General features: G+C 48.6%; 13 protein-coding genes. 10 read left to right on the top strand and 3 right to left on the bottom strand.

All coding sequences use genetic code 11. The features are described 5' to 3' along the window. Positions 1-15: 15 nt before the first annotated feature. Entirely contained in the window at positions 16-1008 is a 993-nt protein-coding gene (locus tag MHH28_RS01625) for an aldo/keto reductase (RefSeq protein WP_405110873.1), read from the bottom strand. A gap of 1 nt (position 1009) precedes the next feature. On the opposite strand from MHH28_RS01625, the gene MHH28_RS01630 reads away from it, so the two are divergent. The 5 genes from MHH28_RS01630 (at position 1010) to cydC (ending at position 7618) form a co-directional block, all read left to right on the top strand. Then, positions 1010-1486: a TetR/AcrR family transcriptional regulator gene (locus MHH28_RS01630; protein WP_405110876.1), complete on the top strand. Its 477-nt coding sequence runs from the start codon at positions 1010-1012 to the stop codon at positions 1484-1486. A 275-nt stretch (positions 1487-1761) separates the two neighbouring features. Then, on the top strand, positions 1762-3129 hold the full coding sequence (locus MHH28_RS01635; protein ID WP_405110879.1) for a cytochrome ubiquinol oxidase subunit I: 1368 nt from the start codon (positions 1762-1764) through the stop codon (positions 3127-3129). Continuing rightward, positions 3126-4139 (top strand): cytochrome d ubiquinol oxidase subunit II, encoded by a 1014-nt coding sequence (locus MHH28_RS01640; RefSeq protein WP_405110881.1) that lies wholly within the window; start codon positions 3126-3128, stop codon positions 4137-4139. The genes MHH28_RS01635 and MHH28_RS01640 overlap by 4 nt, the downstream gene beginning before the upstream one ends. Beyond that, positions 4140-5900, top strand: coding sequence for a thiol reductant ABC exporter subunit CydD (gene cydD, locus MHH28_RS01645; protein WP_405110884.1), 1761 nt, complete (start codon positions 4140-4142; stop codon positions 5898-5900). After that, positions 5897-7618 (top strand): thiol reductant ABC exporter subunit CydC, encoded by a 1722-nt coding sequence (cydC, locus tag MHH28_RS01650; protein WP_405110886.1) that lies wholly within the window; start codon positions 5897-5899, stop codon positions 7616-7618. The genes cydD and cydC overlap by 4 nt, the downstream gene beginning before the upstream one ends. Positions 7619-7748: 130 nt before the next feature. On the opposite strand, the gene MHH28_RS01655 is transcribed toward cydC, so the two are convergent. Both MHH28_RS01655 and MHH28_RS01660 read right to left on the bottom strand, forming a co-directional pair. Beyond that, complete coding sequence (locus MHH28_RS01655) at positions 7749-7988, bottom strand: transposase (protein WP_405110889.1); 240 nt, start codon at positions 7986-7988, stop codon at positions 7749-7751. Next, positions 7889-8347 carry a transposase gene (locus MHH28_RS01660; protein WP_405116789.1) on the bottom strand — a complete coding sequence of 153 codons (459 nt, stop codon included), beginning with the start codon at positions 8345-8347 and terminating at the stop codon, positions 7889-7891. Before MHH28_RS01660 ends, MHH28_RS01655 begins: the two co-directional genes overlap by 100 nt. 98 nt (positions 8348-8445) lie before the next feature. Here MHH28_RS01660 and MHH28_RS01665 point away from each other — a divergent pair, with 98 nt between their 5' ends. The 5 genes from MHH28_RS01665 (at position 8446) to MHH28_RS01685 (ending at position 15380) form a co-directional block, all read left to right on the top strand. Further along, positions 8446-9393 carry an ABC transporter permease gene (locus tag MHH28_RS01665; protein WP_405110892.1) on the top strand — a complete coding sequence of 316 codons (948 nt, stop codon included), beginning with the start codon at positions 8446-8448 and terminating at the stop codon, positions 9391-9393. A gap of 13 nt (positions 9394-9406) precedes the next feature. Then, complete coding sequence (locus tag MHH28_RS01670; protein WP_405110894.1) at positions 9407-10276, top strand: carbohydrate ABC transporter permease; 870 nt, start codon at positions 9407-9409, stop codon at positions 10274-10276. Positions 10277-10341: 65 nt separating this feature from the next. Further along, a complete protein-coding gene (locus MHH28_RS01675; RefSeq protein ID WP_405110897.1) occupies positions 10342-11928 on the top strand; it encodes an extracellular solute-binding protein in 1587 nt (528 codons plus the stop codon). Positions 11929-12018: 90 nt separating this feature from the next. After that, complete coding sequence (locus MHH28_RS01680) at positions 12019-13758, top strand: histidine kinase (RefSeq protein ID WP_405110899.1); 1740 nt, start codon at positions 12019-12021, stop codon at positions 13756-13758. Between the two features lie 2 nt (positions 13759-13760). Beyond that, positions 13761-15380 carry a response regulator gene (locus tag MHH28_RS01685; RefSeq protein ID WP_405110902.1) on the top strand — a complete coding sequence of 540 codons (1620 nt, stop codon included), beginning with the start codon at positions 13761-13763 and terminating at the stop codon, positions 15378-15380. Positions 15381-15449: the final 69 nt, after the last annotated feature.

Here is a 15449-nt window from a genome sequence, read left to right on the forward strand (position 1 = left end):
TTGTAGTTTCAACCATCAATCCCTAATGAAATTCTCCAACATCCCAGCCGGATAGCGGCTGCCGGCTGAGCCATGCGGAAGGATCTCTTGAATACGCTGAAGATCAGCTGGGGTGAGCTGAACGTTCACAGCGCCAATGTTTTGCTCAACCCGCGCAGCGCTGCGTGTACCAGGGATGGGGACGATATTGTCTCCTTGGTGAAGAAGCCAGGCCAGGGCTAATTCTGCTACAGAGATTCCTTTGCTCGAAGCCAGTTCTTGAAGTTGCTCCGTTGCCTTCAGGTTGTAATTATAGTTCTCCCCTTGCCAACGTTCATCGAACCGGCGCATATCGCCTTCGGCGTACTCGTGGGAGGGTTTCACTGCATCTGTCAGGAATCCTCTGCCTAATGGGGAGTATGGGACCAGACCTATGCCCAATTCATTCAGAGTGGGTCGTATATCCTCCTCAATCTCGCGTTCGAAGATGGAGTATTCCGTCTGAAGCACAGACACTGGAGTGACCGCGTGAGCCCGGCGGATGGTTCGGGAACCTGTATTACTCAAACCGAAATATTTAACTTTTCCTTCTTGGATCAGATCTCCAACGACCCCGGCTACTTCCTCGATAGGAACATCAGGATCAGGAATATGCTGATAGAGAACATCAATGTAATCCGTCTGTAGATAGCGGAGACTGTTCTCTGCTACTTTACGGATATTTTCTGGACGGCTATTGAAACGTGTTCCGAATTGCTCGGCTGTCATGTCGAAACCAAATTTGGTCGCCAGGATTACCTTGTCACGAAAATCCTTCACGGCTGTACCCAGCAACTGTTCATTGTGACCCTTTCCATATCCATATAATTCGGCCGTATCGAAGAAATTAACACCAAGCTCATAGGCCCGGCGAATTGTCGCAATGCCTTCATTTTCATTGGAAGGGCCATATGCCATGCTCATCCCCATCGTACCCAAACCTATAGCAGAGACTTCTAAACCTTGTTGACCGAGAATCCGGGTTTTCATTGTGACGGGTCTTGTAAAATATATCCGCGAAATTATAGAAGATTCTGAATTAAGCCAAGCGTACGGTCCACGGTTTCAGCATTTATTTGAACAAACGATTTTATTAAAAGAGTACATTACAGATATTTTTCTGAGGGAGCTTGAAAGCAGCTACCCTGAAAACTATGAGCGGCTAAAAGAAGCGGTGAAGGAGCGGGAAGCTCAGGAGTTGGCTTTCTATGAAGAAGGAATGAAGAATGGGGTATTTAATAGACTTGATGGCAGGCTGATCGTCTTGCAAGATGAGATTCTACGAAATATTTTGGATGTAAAATACCTGATGGACAACCATTTGACGGTGTATCAAGTGCTGTATGAATATTACACTCTTAAAAAAACTCAGTTGTTCAAACCGGATACAATGAAAATAGCAGATGACAGCCTGATGGCCCCTAGAATTGAGTATATGGCACAAAAAATTTCGAAAGATTTGTATTAAACTTAGCAACGTATGAGCAGCGGCAGTTTAAGACTTTATGTATGGAGTCTTAGATTGCCGCTGTTTTTTTATGGATGGAACAATCCCTTACCATGTTATTACCTATCAAACAATAGCTCAAAAGAGTAGTTTCGGCCGTATTCACCAAGATGTAAGAAAGAGTTGATGCTTTCATGAACGTTTGAAGGCAAAAAGGTGACCGTAATCGATATACTTAAAATTAAAGATATAATAATTGAAAATATCTACGATTTTAATAAGGAGGCACTAACGTAATGGGCATCGATACCGTGCTGTGGAGCAGACTGGTGACAGGCTTGACACTGGGGTTCCACGTTATATTCGCAACAATTGGCGTCGGGATTCCGCTGATGATCGCTATCGCCGAATTCATGGGAATACGCAAAAAAGACCCTCACTACACGCTGATGGCCAAGAGATGGGCCCGCGGGTTTGTCATTTCTGTTGCAGTAGGCGTGGTGACAGGTACGGCGATTTCGCTGCAGCTGGCCTTAATCTGGCCGAATTTCATGAAGCTGGCCGGTAACGTGATTGCGCTCCCGTTATTTATGGAAGTGTTTGCTTTCTTTTTTGAGGCGATCTTCCTGGGCATTTACCTGTACACATGGGACCGGTTCAAAAAACCTTATATCCACTGGCTCCTTACGATCCCGATTGTGGCCGGTGCCGGGATGTCCGCTGTGTTTATCACGACCGTAAACGGGTTCATGAATCAGCCCGAGGGCTTTGCGATGGCGGGAGGGCAATTCACAGCTGTGAATCCGGTGGAGGCGATGCTGAATACAGCGACGTTCTCCAAGGTGTTCCATGTCTTAAGCTCAGCCTATCTGACTGGGGCCGCACTGCTGGCGGGCATAGCCGCGTTTGCACTCCTGAGGAAGGGTGCCTCGGAATACCATAAAAAAGCGCTGAAGCTGATGATGGCCGTGGTGATGGTGTTTGGACTGCTGAATGCTCTGGCTGGGGATACGTCTGCGAAATTTTTGGCTGAGCATCAGCCGGAAAAGCTGGCTGCGGCAGAGTGGCATTTTGAAACGGAAAGCGGAGCAGATTTGATTCTGCTGGGATGGCTTAACGCAGAGCATGAGGTTCTGGGCGCACTTCACATTCCCAAATTTCTCAGCTTCCTCGCCTTCGGCGATTTCAATGCAGAGGTGACCGGTCTGAATGAATTCCCTGCGGATGAGCGGCCGCCGCTCCTGGTTCATTATTTGTTCGATCTGATGGTCGGTATAGGGTTCGCCCTATTAGGCATTTCATTCCTGTATTTCCTGTTTGTATTCTGGAAAAAACGCAATGAGCATAACAAATGGCTGCTTCGCGCGATCGCATTAGGGGCACCGCTTGCTTTCTTGGGAGTCGAGCTAGGCTGGTTTTACGCGGAAATCGGACGGCAGCCCTGGATCTTAAGGGGGTACATGCGTGTCGAAGAGGCGGCTACGACTTCACCGAGCGTGAGAATCCTGTTTTTTGCTTTCCTGTTGCTGTACATCCTGTTAGGTACTGTTTGTGTTCTTGTGCTGCGGCGCATGTTCAAGGACAATCCGGCAGAAACCGAGATGGAGAAGTGGAATCAGCATCCCGGCGACAAATCAACAGTAAGGGGTGAGCACACACAATGAGTTATGAGCTGATTGGAATTTCAGTGCTCTGGCTGTTTTTATACGGCTATTTAATCGTGGCCTCCATTGATTTTGGAGCCGGGTTCTTTGCCTTTTATGCCCGGCTGACGAAGCAGGATCATCTGATTAACCGTTTGATCTCCCGCTACTTATCGCCTGTCTGGGAGATTACCAATGTATTTTTCGTCTTTTTTTACATTGGACTTATCGGCTTCTTCCCGGATACCGCTTATTATTACGGCTCGGCGCTGCTTGTTCCGGGAAGCATAGCATTAATCCTCATCGCGATCCGCGGTTCGTTCTATGCGTTTGAGAATTACGGCTCCAAAAATAACATCGTATATCTGTTTCTCTACGGCGCTTCGGGGCTGCTGATTCCTGCATCCTTGTCCGTGGCGCTCACCCTGTCGGAAGGCGGCTTTATCTTTAAGCAGGGCGAGACCGTATCTCTGGATTACTGGGCCTTGTTTACCAACCCGTTATCCTGGAGCATTGTAGGCTTGGCGATTGTATCCGTGTTGTTCATCAGCGCCTCCTTTTTGGCCTTTTATGCTTCCCGGGCAGAGGATCACTCCGCGCTGAAGCTTATGCGTACCTATGCGCTGTTCTGGAGCACCCCGACCATTGTTACCGCACTGACGGCCTTTATTTATTTGGGCCAGCACAATGAGCGGCATTTTCAAAATATGATGGATTTATGGTGGCTGCTTGCGCTCTCCGTTGCTTTCTTCATGTTTGCCATGTGGCTGCTCTACAGCGGACGCCGTTACGGCTTGGCGTTCATAAGCATCATGCTGCAATTTCTATGCGCCTTCTTCGCTTACGGAATCGGGCAGTATCCTTATATTCTGGACCCGTTCATTACGATCGAGAACAGCATCACTTCACCGGCAATGGGCCTGGCGCTGGTTATTGTGTTCATCGGCGGCATGTGTATGCTGGTTCCTTCCCTGATTCTGGTGTTCAAGCTGTTCCTCTTTGACGCAGATTATGTGAAAGGAAAGAAATAAATGAATAAGACAACAAGCCTGATCGCTGAGCAAATGTCAGGGCAACGGAAACGACTTGTTATGCTGACCATCCTATCGCTCATGCTTGGTATTGCGATTGTAAGTCAGGCCGGGTTGCTGGCTGAAGCCGTCCAGCGGGTATTCGTGGAGAAGGCTTCCTTATGCTCGGTTGCTTTGCTGCTCGCGCTTCTGCTGTCAGTGATGGCGATCCGCACGTTGCTGTTATACGGAAATGGAAGAGTAGGCCTGAGTATGGCGGCTGCCGCTAAGGCAAATATGCGTTCAGCCGTGCTGCAGAAGCTTACACAGGCTTCGATGCCTTCAACGCTGCGGGGTCAGACGGGGGGAAAGGTCAGTGTAGCGCTGGATGCAGTGGACGAGGCGGACAGTTACTTCAGTCATTACATGCCGCGGATGGCCGAAGCAGCGATCATCCCGGTTCTGATTTTGGTGGTCACGTTTATCCTGCATGCTAATACCGGCTTCATTCTGCTGTTTACGGCACCGTTCATCCCGCTGTTTATGGTTCTGGTGGGACTGCAGACGAAGAATAAATCCGAAGAAAAGTATGCGCAGCTTGCAGAATTCTCCGGTACCTTCCTGGATTCGCTTCAAGGGCTGGTGACCTTGAAAATATTTGGACAGTCCCGCCGCCAGCAGCAGCAGATTGAGCGCAGCAGCCTGGGGTACCGTGACGCTACAATGGATATATTGAAGGTTGCCTTTACGAATACTTTTATGCTGGAATCCATCGTCATGCTGAGCATCGGGATTGTTGCCCTTGAATTGGCGATTCAGCTGCTTGTATTCAAATCCATGCCGTTCCACACGGCCTTTCTGGTTCTGCTGCTTGTTCCCGAGTTTTTTAACCTGCTCAAGAATACAGGAACCGCTTTTCACAGCGGGCGGACCAGTATGGGTGCGGTCCGTAAGGTGGAGCAGATGCTTGCGGAAATAGGCGGCGACTCAGGCACACAGCCGGAAGGGGGCCAGCAGCCCTCAGCCAAGCTGCTCCGGATGCCGCCATCCATTGAGATGGATGATGTACATTTCCACTATGCACCCGGTTCATTTGAGCTTAAGGCCGGGCCCGTCTCCATAAGAGCGGGAGAGCATGTTGCCATTGTCGGCCACAGCGGTTCGGGCAAAACGACCTTGCTCCATCTCATTGCCGGGCTTCTGAAGCCCGTATCAGGGACCGTGCTGGTGAACGGAAGCCCGCTGTCAGAGTGGGAGGAAGACTCGTGGTTTGAGCAGGTCAGCTACATTACACAGCATCCTTATATTTTTGCAGGCACCTTCGCTGACAATATTGCCATCGGTGCCGGACGTAAGGTCCCCAGGGAAGAAATCTGGCAGGCTGCAGAGGAAGCGGGACTTGCACCGCTGGTTGCCGGGCTGGAGCAGGGGTTAGATACCCATGTCGGGGAAGGCGGCAGGGGACTGTCGGGAGGGGAGAAGCAGCGCCTTGCTCTAGCGCGGGCATTCTTGAAACGTCCGGCCCTGATCTTGTTCGATGAGCCTACGGTAGGGCTCGATTTGCAGACCGAACAAATTCTGCAAAGCTCCATAACCGAGCTGGCCAAAAATGCCACGATGATCACAGTCGCACACCGGTTATATACGATCCGGCAAGCGGATAACATTTTGTATATGGACCATGGAGTATTAGCGGCGGCAGGACATCACGGCGAGCTCCTTGAACGTGTGCCTCAATACGCCGAGATGGTTGATATTCAGCGAAAAGGAGGATCAGCATGAATGAGCTGGCGATTTTGTCCAAGGCCATGATAGCAGAGCGTAAGGATATTCTCCTGTCGATTCTGGGAGGGTTTATTGCCGGTGCAGCCGGTGTGGCCCTCTTCTCCGCGAGCGGGTATCTGATCTCACAAACGGTCTTTATGCCGCCGCTCTATACCCTGATCGTACTTACCGCGCTGGTCAAGCTGCTGGGTCTGCTCCGGGCTGCAAGCCGTTACGGGGAACGCCTGTATTCGCACAGAGCAACCTTTTCCATGCTTAGCCGTTTGCGCACAGGCTTTTTTGCCAGGCTGATCCCGTTAACGCCCGGTATATTGAACAAGAACCGCAGCGGAGATCTGCTGGCGCGGATTGTCGGAGATGTAGAGAGCCTGCAGAATTATTTCTTGCGTGTCGCTTATCCGCCGGTTATCGTCATCACGGTCTTTCTGGCAACGATGGTGTTCAGTGCTTCTTATTCATTCTGGATGGCCTGCATGTTTGTAGCAGGAATGCTGCTTACAGCATGGGCGGTACCGGGAATCGTATTGCTGGGCCAGCGGTCGATACATGGCCGCGTCCGTAAGCAGCGGGCGCTGCTGTCCACGGAAGTGACCGAGGTCTTGTACGGCTTCCGCGATCTGAAGGTGTACGGGCAATTACCACAGCGGGAACAGCAGCTCCAGGCGGCTTCTGCCGCACTGACAGCAGAGCAGCAGCGTGCGGCAGGCCATCTGCTGCGCGGACAGGCAATGCACACTTTTGTAACCTTTTTGATTTCCTGGGGTGTACTGACGCTGGGTGCCTATCTCATTATGGAAGGTGCGCTGGCCGGCGTATTTCTAGCCATGCTGGTCATGGCTTCACAGACGGTGTTCGAAGAAGCCGCGGCTATGGCAACTTTGCCTGCCTATAAGCAAGACAGCGAGCACGCGGCCGCCAGGCTGACCGAAACCGTATTGACTGCCGGTAATTCCCCTGTGCAGCCGGGCCGCAGCCTGCCAGCAGGAGATACTGTCTCGGTAGAGCTGTCCGGCGTTACGTTCCAGTATGAAGACGAGTGGCGGCCCGCGCTGACAGAGGTGTCGCTGCACCTCCCGGCCGGCTCCAGAACAGCAGTGGTCGGACCGAGCGGGTCCGGCAAATCAACTCTGGTCGATCTGCTGCTCAAGCTGCGCACGCCTATAGCCGGGGATATCCGTATGAACGGCGTTTCGTTACAGGAGCTGGATGAGACAAGCATATGGGAATCCGCTAACGTCGTATTGCAGCAAAGCCATTTCTTCCGCGGAACGATCCGTGATAACCTGCTGCTGAATGGAGAAGAACAGCCGGACGAGGCATTGTTAGAAGCTCTAGCTAAGGCCCAACTGCCGGATGTGGCCTTAACCGATGCCGTATTCGAAAAAGGAGAGAACCTGTCCGACGGCGAGAAGCAGCGTCTGGCTCTGGCCCGGGTTATGCTGCGCAAAGGGCGGTTATGGCTGCTGGATGAACCTACATCTTCACTGGATTATGTAACGGAAGAGCGCGTGTTAACCCACCTCTACGAACAGTCCGCCGGAGATACCTTACTGCTCATTTGCCACCGGCTGACCGGCCTGGAAGGTATGGACAGGATTATCGTCATGGAGCAGGGCAGGGTGATCGAAGCAGGTTCATATGTGGAGCTCATGGAACAAGAGGGTTATTTGTACCGTATGAAGCAGATTGAGCAGCAAATGATTGGAGAGCTGTAGGCTGGCCTGTAGCCGGCAACACTCGAATCCTCACGCTGCGTTTACTTGGAGGGGCTGTCCCAAAAGTAACCTAACGGAGCCAGGCCTCTATCTTCAAAAGCTTAAAACTCAAAAAGCAGCGATTCTCCCGTTATTGGAGAATCGCTGCTCTGCGTTTTTGGTCATTTGCAGCTTGTTTTAATACATTATGGGCAAGTGAAAGCCAACCGACCTCGAGCGTCACTTTTTCGATACCGCGAAGCAGAAAACGCCGGAAGCCCCGGTTGTTCTTCAGTTGTCCAAATACGCTTTCCGGCTCCGTAAGCGTTCCAAACTCACCACAACTTCCCGATTTCCGCTTGCCTTCGTACAGCTTACTTTTAGCGGACATCCTTCGCAGTTCTGACTTCGGTAATGACGCTTCCGAATTTCGTATCCGCTCTCTAAAATTTCCTTGCTCTCTTTGAAGAAATACAGCGTTTGTCCTGCCGGGCATGTCCAGCGATCCTCGGCTTCGTCGTACGCCCAGTTCTCAATCTTTCCGGAATATTGTGTCCATTTCCCGCTTAAACAGCGGAGAGAACGAAATGATTGTGGAAAAGCGATAGTGGTCGCCTTGGTCTCCGGATTTTCACCGCTAAGGGGAATGAAAAAAATCTGGAGAGCACAGCGATTGGAACAACGTGTCGTTCGCGGAGCGTCCTCACCGAGTGCAAACGTCCATCCAACTCCAAAACAAGGGGTGTCCAGCCATTACTTAATATCTTATAAGAAATTCTTGAAATCACAGAAATTTATCCGGGTGGGGGGTGCTACTATACAACTATAAATAAAGACGAGGTGATGAAATGCAAGCGAAGCTGGCATCTGACGCCATTCCCCTCTCCAAAAGGAGGAACTCATGGATAAGGACGATCAAAAAGTATAAAGTGATGTACGCTCTCCTGTTCCCGGCATTGGTGTACTTTGCCGTATTCAAATACATTCCGATGGCGGGAATCATTATTGCTTTTAAGAACTATAACCTGGCTTTGGGGCTATGGGATAGCCCGTGGGTGGGATTTAGGAATTTCACGGATTTTATGAACGGCGTGTATTTCTGGGACATCATGAGAAACACGATTATCATCTCGCTGTATAAGCTGTTGTTCGGTTTCTCGGCTCCTATTATTCTGGCGTTGCTGCTGAATGAAGTGTATACCCAATGGTTTAAGAAAATCGTCCAAACGATCACGTATTTGCCGCATTTTCTGTCATGGGTCATTGTCTATGGGATGATGGTGGCTTTATTAGCCCCCGGAGATGGTCTGTTTAACATGATTCTGAAGGAAGCCGGGGTTGAACCCATCTCCTTCCTGACGGAACCTGCCTGGGGCAGACTGCTGATCATCTTATCTGAAATATGGAAGGATATTGGCTGGGGCGCAATATTGTACCTCGCCGCATTAGCGGGAATTGATCCAAGCTTATATGAAGCGGCTAGAATGGATGGCGCTTCCAAATGGAGACAGCTATGGCATGTAACATTACCCGGCATTCGGGGAGTGATGATTCTGATGCTGATTCTCAAATTAAGCCATATTCTGGATGCCGGTTTTGACCAAATCTTCATGTTTGCCAACAGCTTTAATCAGGAGAAGATCGACATTATCGATACCTGGGTATACCGGGAAGGGCTGGAGCGGCTTAAGATTGGCCTGGCTACGGCTGTGGGATTGTTCAAAGCGGTCATCGGATTTGTTCTAGTGCTGGCGGCGAATAAGCTGGCCAAGAAATTCGATGGGCAAATCTGGTGAGGGGGTGATCCAAATGATCCATATGACAATCGGGGAAAAAGTCTGGCAAGCCGTCGTTTATTGTATTCTGATAGTGGTGTCCCTGCTGTGCCTATTACCCTTTCTGTATGTGGTTGCTGTCTCAGTGACCCCGGAATCGGAAGTGCTAAGAAGAGGGATTGTGATTATCCCGGAAACCTTTACCTTCCTCGCCTATAAAGAGGTATTCCTATCTCATGGGATCGGGCAGGCGTATAAAATCACCTTGTTCCGAACGATTGCCGGTACTTTACTTAATGTGTTTTTTACGGTAATCGCTGCGTATCCTTTATCCAAAAAATATTTGCCGGGGCGAAGCCCATTCTTACTATTCATTGTCTTTACCATGATGTTTGGGGGAGGATTAATTCCGACTTATCTGTTAATCCGCTCTATGGGATTGCTGAACAGCCCGTGGGTATTGATTATTCCACAGCTCATTAGTGCATTTAATTTGGTGATCATTAAAGGGTTTTTCGAGCAATTGCCTGCTGAAATCGAGGAATCCGCAAGGGTAGACGGTGCAAGCGAGCTTCAGTCGTTATGGCGGATCATTTTGCCCCTGTCCTTGCCCGTCCTGTCCACCATTTCCTTATTCTACGCTGTTGGTCATTGGAACAGTTACTTCGATGCTATTGTGTATATCAATGATTCGAACCTAATGCCGCTTCAAGTGATCTTGCGCAACATCCTGCTTAACGTCGCCACACAAAGTGCTGATTCGCTGGCCAATTCCGGAGCCGTTAGTACGTTCGCAGTGCAAATGGCCGCTGTTGTGGTAACTACGGTTCCGATTCTGATCGTGTACCCCTTTATGCAAAAGCATTTCACCAAAGGTGTGCTCTTGGGGTCGGTTAAAGGTTAAAAAGCATTCCAACCTGAGTTGTTACGGGGAAACCGTGATAATATAGAAGCAAAGGAGAGGTCAATATGGAACGTAAAGTCATTACATTGGCTATTCTGACAGCAATAGTGGGTATGGGAACGGTATTGTCAGGATGCGGGGAACAACAAGAAGATACGTCGGCAGCTCCAGGTCAATCCCAAGACCCGTCAGGTCCCTTTCAGACCAAATTGAAAATCTCGATGTTTAACCAGGGCACGTTCAATGCTGCTGCTCCGATTCCTCCCCGTGAAGAAGATATCCAGCGCCAAATGCTGGAGGAAGCAGTAAATATCGACCTCGACATGATGATTCCTCAATCGGGGCAAGCAACGACTAAATTAAATACGCTCATTGCCGGCGGAGATATTCCTGATCTGATTTTTTTGAAAAGCCGGGCGGATCTCGCGCAATATTATGATCAAGGCGTGCTTGCGGATCTGACACCGTATCTGGATCAATTTCCGGAATTGCAGAAACGTTTCAGCAGCGACTCCTGGGAGGCGATGTCCTATCAAGGCAAAACCATTGGGGTTCCAGGTTATGATAATGTAAACGGGATCAGCCGAAGCTACTTCATCCGCCAGGACTGGCTGACAAAGCTGAATATGGAAGTGCCAACGACCCCTGACGAGCTATTTGAAGTTATGAAAGCCTTTACAGAGAAGGACCCGGACGGTAACGGCAAGAACGACACGTACGGATTCATCGGCGGTATGAATAAAGAAGGCAATCTGCAAACCTACGGCTTCGATAGTCTGATGTGGATGTTCGGCGTTAATCCTCCCTCAGCCATTGATGTGAAGGACAATGAACCGGTGTTCCTGTTCACCGATCCCAAAATGAAAGAAGCGCTCGCTTATATCCATAAAATGATGGAGGCCAAGGTTGTAGATCCCGACTGGGTGACGATGAATACGCCCGATTTGCTGGACCAAAAGCTATTTAAGGGCAAAGTCGGCTTCATGATCAGAGACGCCCGCAGGCTTGAACCGGATTATCAGCAGAAAATGAAAGAAATCAGCGGAGAGGTGCCGGAATGGATCGTTATTCCTCCAATGACAGGTCCTTATGGGGATCAGATTGTCGAGAGAAAATCGTTCCAGGGCAATTCATGGGCCATCTCCAAAAAAGCGGATAAAGATAAAATCATCCGGATCTTGTCCCTGCTGAATTATTTCTTTACGGACAAGGAAGCCTATCCGAATTTCGCCTACGGGATCAAAGGGATTCATTGGGATGTAGTGGACGGCAAGATTAAGAATAAAACCTCCGAATTATCGAAGGACGTGAAGGAAAAGTACCTCTGGGTCGATCATTATAGAATGCCGCGCCGCGGGGATGATGCAGAGTACTTCAGCTTCCAGAATCCCAAGACGGCAGAAGCTTTTGAGAACAATCAGAAATACGTGGCGGCTACGTTGCCCGGGAATTTACTGACTGAAGACCCGAACGATTCATTGGCAGCCGACCGCCAGCGTTACATTAATGAAAGTCTGGTCAAATTTATGACCGGCAAAGAACCTCTTTCGAACTGGGACCAGTTCCTCGATACGTTGGAGACCAAGTTTGATATGCAGAGATATAAGGAATCTGTAATCAAACAATTTAAAGAAGCAGGCTTGATTAAGTAAAACATAACGAAGAGAGCGGCTATCCTTAGCCCTCTCTTTATTGTCTTATGCTATGATTTGTTCAAAACCGATGTAGAAGGAAGATGATCGATGCGAAGAAGAATCAGCCTGCCTTTAAAATTATTTATGATCGTGTTTGCCTTCGTATTAAGCTGTATCCTCTTGATCAGCCAGCTGTCTTACCGCTATGTCCAAAAGGAAATAAGAACCACGGATGTGTATTACACCAACCAAATTCTTGACAAGATAGACCAGTATTTCACAGTTAACTTCTCCTCCTTCCAGACGATCCTGTTCTCAGTCGAATCCTCGGTGAAAGCCAACATTGAGAATACGGAAGTGATTAAAAAGCAGTTAAGAGAGCTGTATGAGCTTAACAGTAATTACGTCAGTAATATCTATTTGATCAAAAGCGATCTATCCATTCTGGGCGGAAGTACGGCTACCCGGATATTCGATGAACCTTTGGCTGAAAGAGAGCCCTTGTTTGCTGCGGCTGACAAGAACAGAAGGACTACTTTTGTCAGCGACCCTTACAAATCTAAATATTCCGGCTGGACGGTTACCATGGTCCGGTATTTGAACGGCACCCCGTTTCCTATCGCCATTGCGGTAGACTTGGATCTGAATGCCATTGAGGAAACCCTGTTCAAGATTAACAGAAAAGAACAAATGAACTTGGCTCTAATCACCGCCTCGGGAAAAATCATTGCCGGATTCTCGGAGAATAAAGGCCCCCTGAATGTTCAGGACCATACTTTCTCCATCGGTGAAACGTCAGCGGAACAGATTCTGGATACAGCAGAAACCAGCCTTCACCTGCTTACCAAGGAGGGGACTCAGGTCTCCCTTCTCAAAAAGCCGACGGAAAAATTCAACTGGACCATCCTCTCGATCAACGATGAATCACGCTTGAAAGCGGCTTTGTCCAGATTGGAAACTTATTATATTGAGCTTCTAGCGGCAGGTTTTCTCTTAAGCCTGTTCGTATCCTTCGTTATTGCCAAATATATAAGGACCCCGCTCCACGCACTCAAAACAAAAATGAAGCGGGTGGAGCAAGGCCTCCTGACAACAACTATAACGATTAACCGAAACGATGAATTTGGAGATCTCTCCCGGGCATTCGATCGTATGCTACAGCAGATTGTGGAGCTGATCCGGGGAGCAGAGCTTCATCATGAACTTGAACGCAAGCTGGAAATTCAAGTGCTGCAGTCTCAAATCAACCCTCATTTTCTGTATAACACGCTTGGTTCGATCAGCAATGTCATCCGGCTCGGACAAATAGAGAAAGTGGATGTGGTGATCGAGTCTCTGATTTCAATCCTGGAATATGGGATAGCTGACGCTTCGGAGAAGGTCTCCCTGCGTCAGGAATTGCAGAATGTATCGGACTATATCGCCATCCAGAACATCCGCTATAACCGAAACTTCCAATTGATTGAAGATATCGAAGCAGGGTTAATCGACTTTCCTGTCTTTCGGATGCTGCTGCAGCCGCTTGTGGAGAATAGCATCTTCCATGGTTATAACGGAGGGGGAATCGAAGGCCCTATTACTATTCATGCGTACAGAGAGCGCGGCATGGTCATCATAGAAGTCGTTGATCAGGGCGAGGGGATTCCTGCAGATACCATACAGCATATTCTGGTCTCAGAACCAGGTGATGTGGAAGTGAAAAGGAAAAGAATCGGATTAAACAATATTCATGGCCGCATCAGACTGCACTACGGAGAAGAGTTCGGACTCCAAATCATAAGCAGACCTAAGGAAATTACCCGTGTTCAGGCCTTATTCCCGGCAGGCTTGTATAAAGGAGATGCATAACGGTGAGCGACTATACCTGCTTCATTGTTGACGATGAAGATCTAATCCTTCAGAGACTGGAATTGTTTTTCCACGAGCTCTCCCTAAGAGACAGACGATTTCATTTGGTGGGAAAAGCGAAAAATGGGCAGGAGGGGATAGAGGAGATCGTCAAGCTTAAGCCGGATATCGTGATCTCTGATATCGTTATGCCGCGCATGGATGGAATTTCCATGATCGAGCAGCTTAAGCCCATACTTCCCCGTACCCAGTTCATTCTTTTGACCGCTTATTCTTCCTTTGAATACGCCCAGCGAGCCATTCAAGCGAATGTATTGGAATACATTGTTAAGGTTCCGCTCAGGGAAGCGGATTTGAACCGGGCGTTAGATAAGGCCGCCGGAATTTTGAATGAGGTTAAGCAAAAAGAAGCGGAATTTCAATCGTTAAATGTATCCGTGCTTGAGAATAAATATAGAGTCCGCAAGCAATTTTTTAACGAGCTTATCAGAGGCGAAATTCCTTCTCACCGGGCATCGGATTTTGCCAACCGCATGCAGTTCCATTTCTTTCAAGCCCACTACCGCTGCTTCATTGTCGAAATGAACAGGTATGAAAGCTTCCGGAATGCGTATTCAGCATCTGATCAAAATATCCTGAGATATGCGATTACGAATATTATCGAAGAAACGGTGATGAATGGCGGCAGTGGTGTAGCAGCGGATCTATCGGATAACCGTTTTATTGGCTTTCTGTCCTGGGAGAATAACCGCAGTGATCTGGAAACGGAATATGATTGCCAGGCCTTAGGGGGGCAGATCGTCTCTCATTTGCACCAATATTTGAATGTAAGAGTATCTGTCGCTTTTGGAGGTCCGCACCGGGGCTGGGAATCGATCAAACAAGCTTACACGGAAGCACATCATGTGAGTGATGATTTCTATTACCATACAGAGAAAGCAGTAAAAACACCGATGCATCGCTTCCAGTACCAGAATGACAGAAAGGAAGAATGTCAGCAGAAGCTGGCCGAATTTCTTGCCGGGGTGAAACGAAAGGTCTCCAAGGAAGAGCTGGAGCAGGCATTTGCTGAGCTGAACCAATGGGTTACGGAGCATAAAATCCATAAGTCCATCATGGCGCCTATGCTGCGGGACTTGTACAGAGACATTACTGTGAAATTTAAATCAGGGAATAAGCTGACCACGGAAGTAGCGGAGTTTCCCATAGAATGTATGTCTTTTCAGGAGCAGCTTGCCTATATTGGCGACTTCACCTACGAATATGTACACGCCGGCCAGCTGGTACATCGTGTAGAAATCATGAGTGCCATACGGTTTATAGAGCAAAACCTGAAACAGAGATTAACGCTGGAGATGATTGCCGAGGAAGTGAACTTAGCTCCATCGTATTTTAGCAGCTTATTCAAAAAAACAATCAATGAAGGCGTTATCAGCTACATCAACCGTAAAAAAATACAACTGGCGCTCGAGCTGTTAAATGTTCAGGATTATTCAATACTGGAATTGTGCGAGGAAGTCGGGATTGTGAACGAAGGTTATTTTTGTAAATTATTTAAAGAATATACGGGAGATACGCCTAAGCAATACCGGATAAAAATGACCAGGTATGAATCCGGATAACCTTGCAACAATTGTATAATTTTTTCGCGAAATCCTGTAAAAAAAAGCTCCTCAAAAAGCTTACCATGA

It is taken from the genome of Paenibacillus sp. FSL K6-1217, from assembly GCF_045040735.1.
GTDB lineage: Bacteria > Bacillota > Bacilli > Paenibacillales > Paenibacillaceae > Paenibacillus_AQ.

Coding starts and splice junctions, on each gene's coding strand:
- MHH28_RS01640 (WP_405110881.1), top strand. CDS start 3,126: ATGAGTTATGAGCTGATTGGAATTTCAGTGCTCTGGCTGTTTTTATAC.
- cydC (WP_405110886.1), top strand. CDS start 5,897: ATGAATGAGCTGGCGATTTTGTCCAAGGCCATGATAGCAGAGCGTAAG.
- MHH28_RS01635 (WP_405110879.1), top strand. CDS start 1,762: ATGGGCATCGATACCGTGCTGTGGAGCAGACTGGTGACAGGCTTGACA.
- cydD (WP_405110884.1), top strand. CDS start 4,140: ATGAATAAGACAACAAGCCTGATCGCTGAGCAAATGTCAGGGCAACGG.
- MHH28_RS01675 (WP_405110897.1), top strand. CDS start 10,342: ATGGAACGTAAAGTCATTACATTGGCTATTCTGACAGCAATAGTGGGT.
- MHH28_RS01655 (WP_405110889.1), bottom strand. CDS start 7,988: ATGTCCGCTAAAAGTAAGCTGTACGAAGGCAAGCGGAAATCGGGAAGT.
- MHH28_RS01670 (WP_405110894.1), top strand. CDS start 9,407: ATGATCCATATGACAATCGGGGAAAAAGTCTGGCAAGCCGTCGTTTAT.
- MHH28_RS01665 (WP_405110892.1), top strand. CDS start 8,446: ATGCAAGCGAAGCTGGCATCTGACGCCATTCCCCTCTCCAAAAGGAGG.
- MHH28_RS01625 (WP_405110873.1), bottom strand. CDS start 1,008: ATGAAAACCCGGATTCTCGGTCAACAAGGTTTAGAAGTCTCTGCTATA.
- MHH28_RS01680 (WP_405110899.1), top strand. CDS start 12,019: ATGCGAAGAAGAATCAGCCTGCCTTTAAAATTATTTATGATCGTGTTT.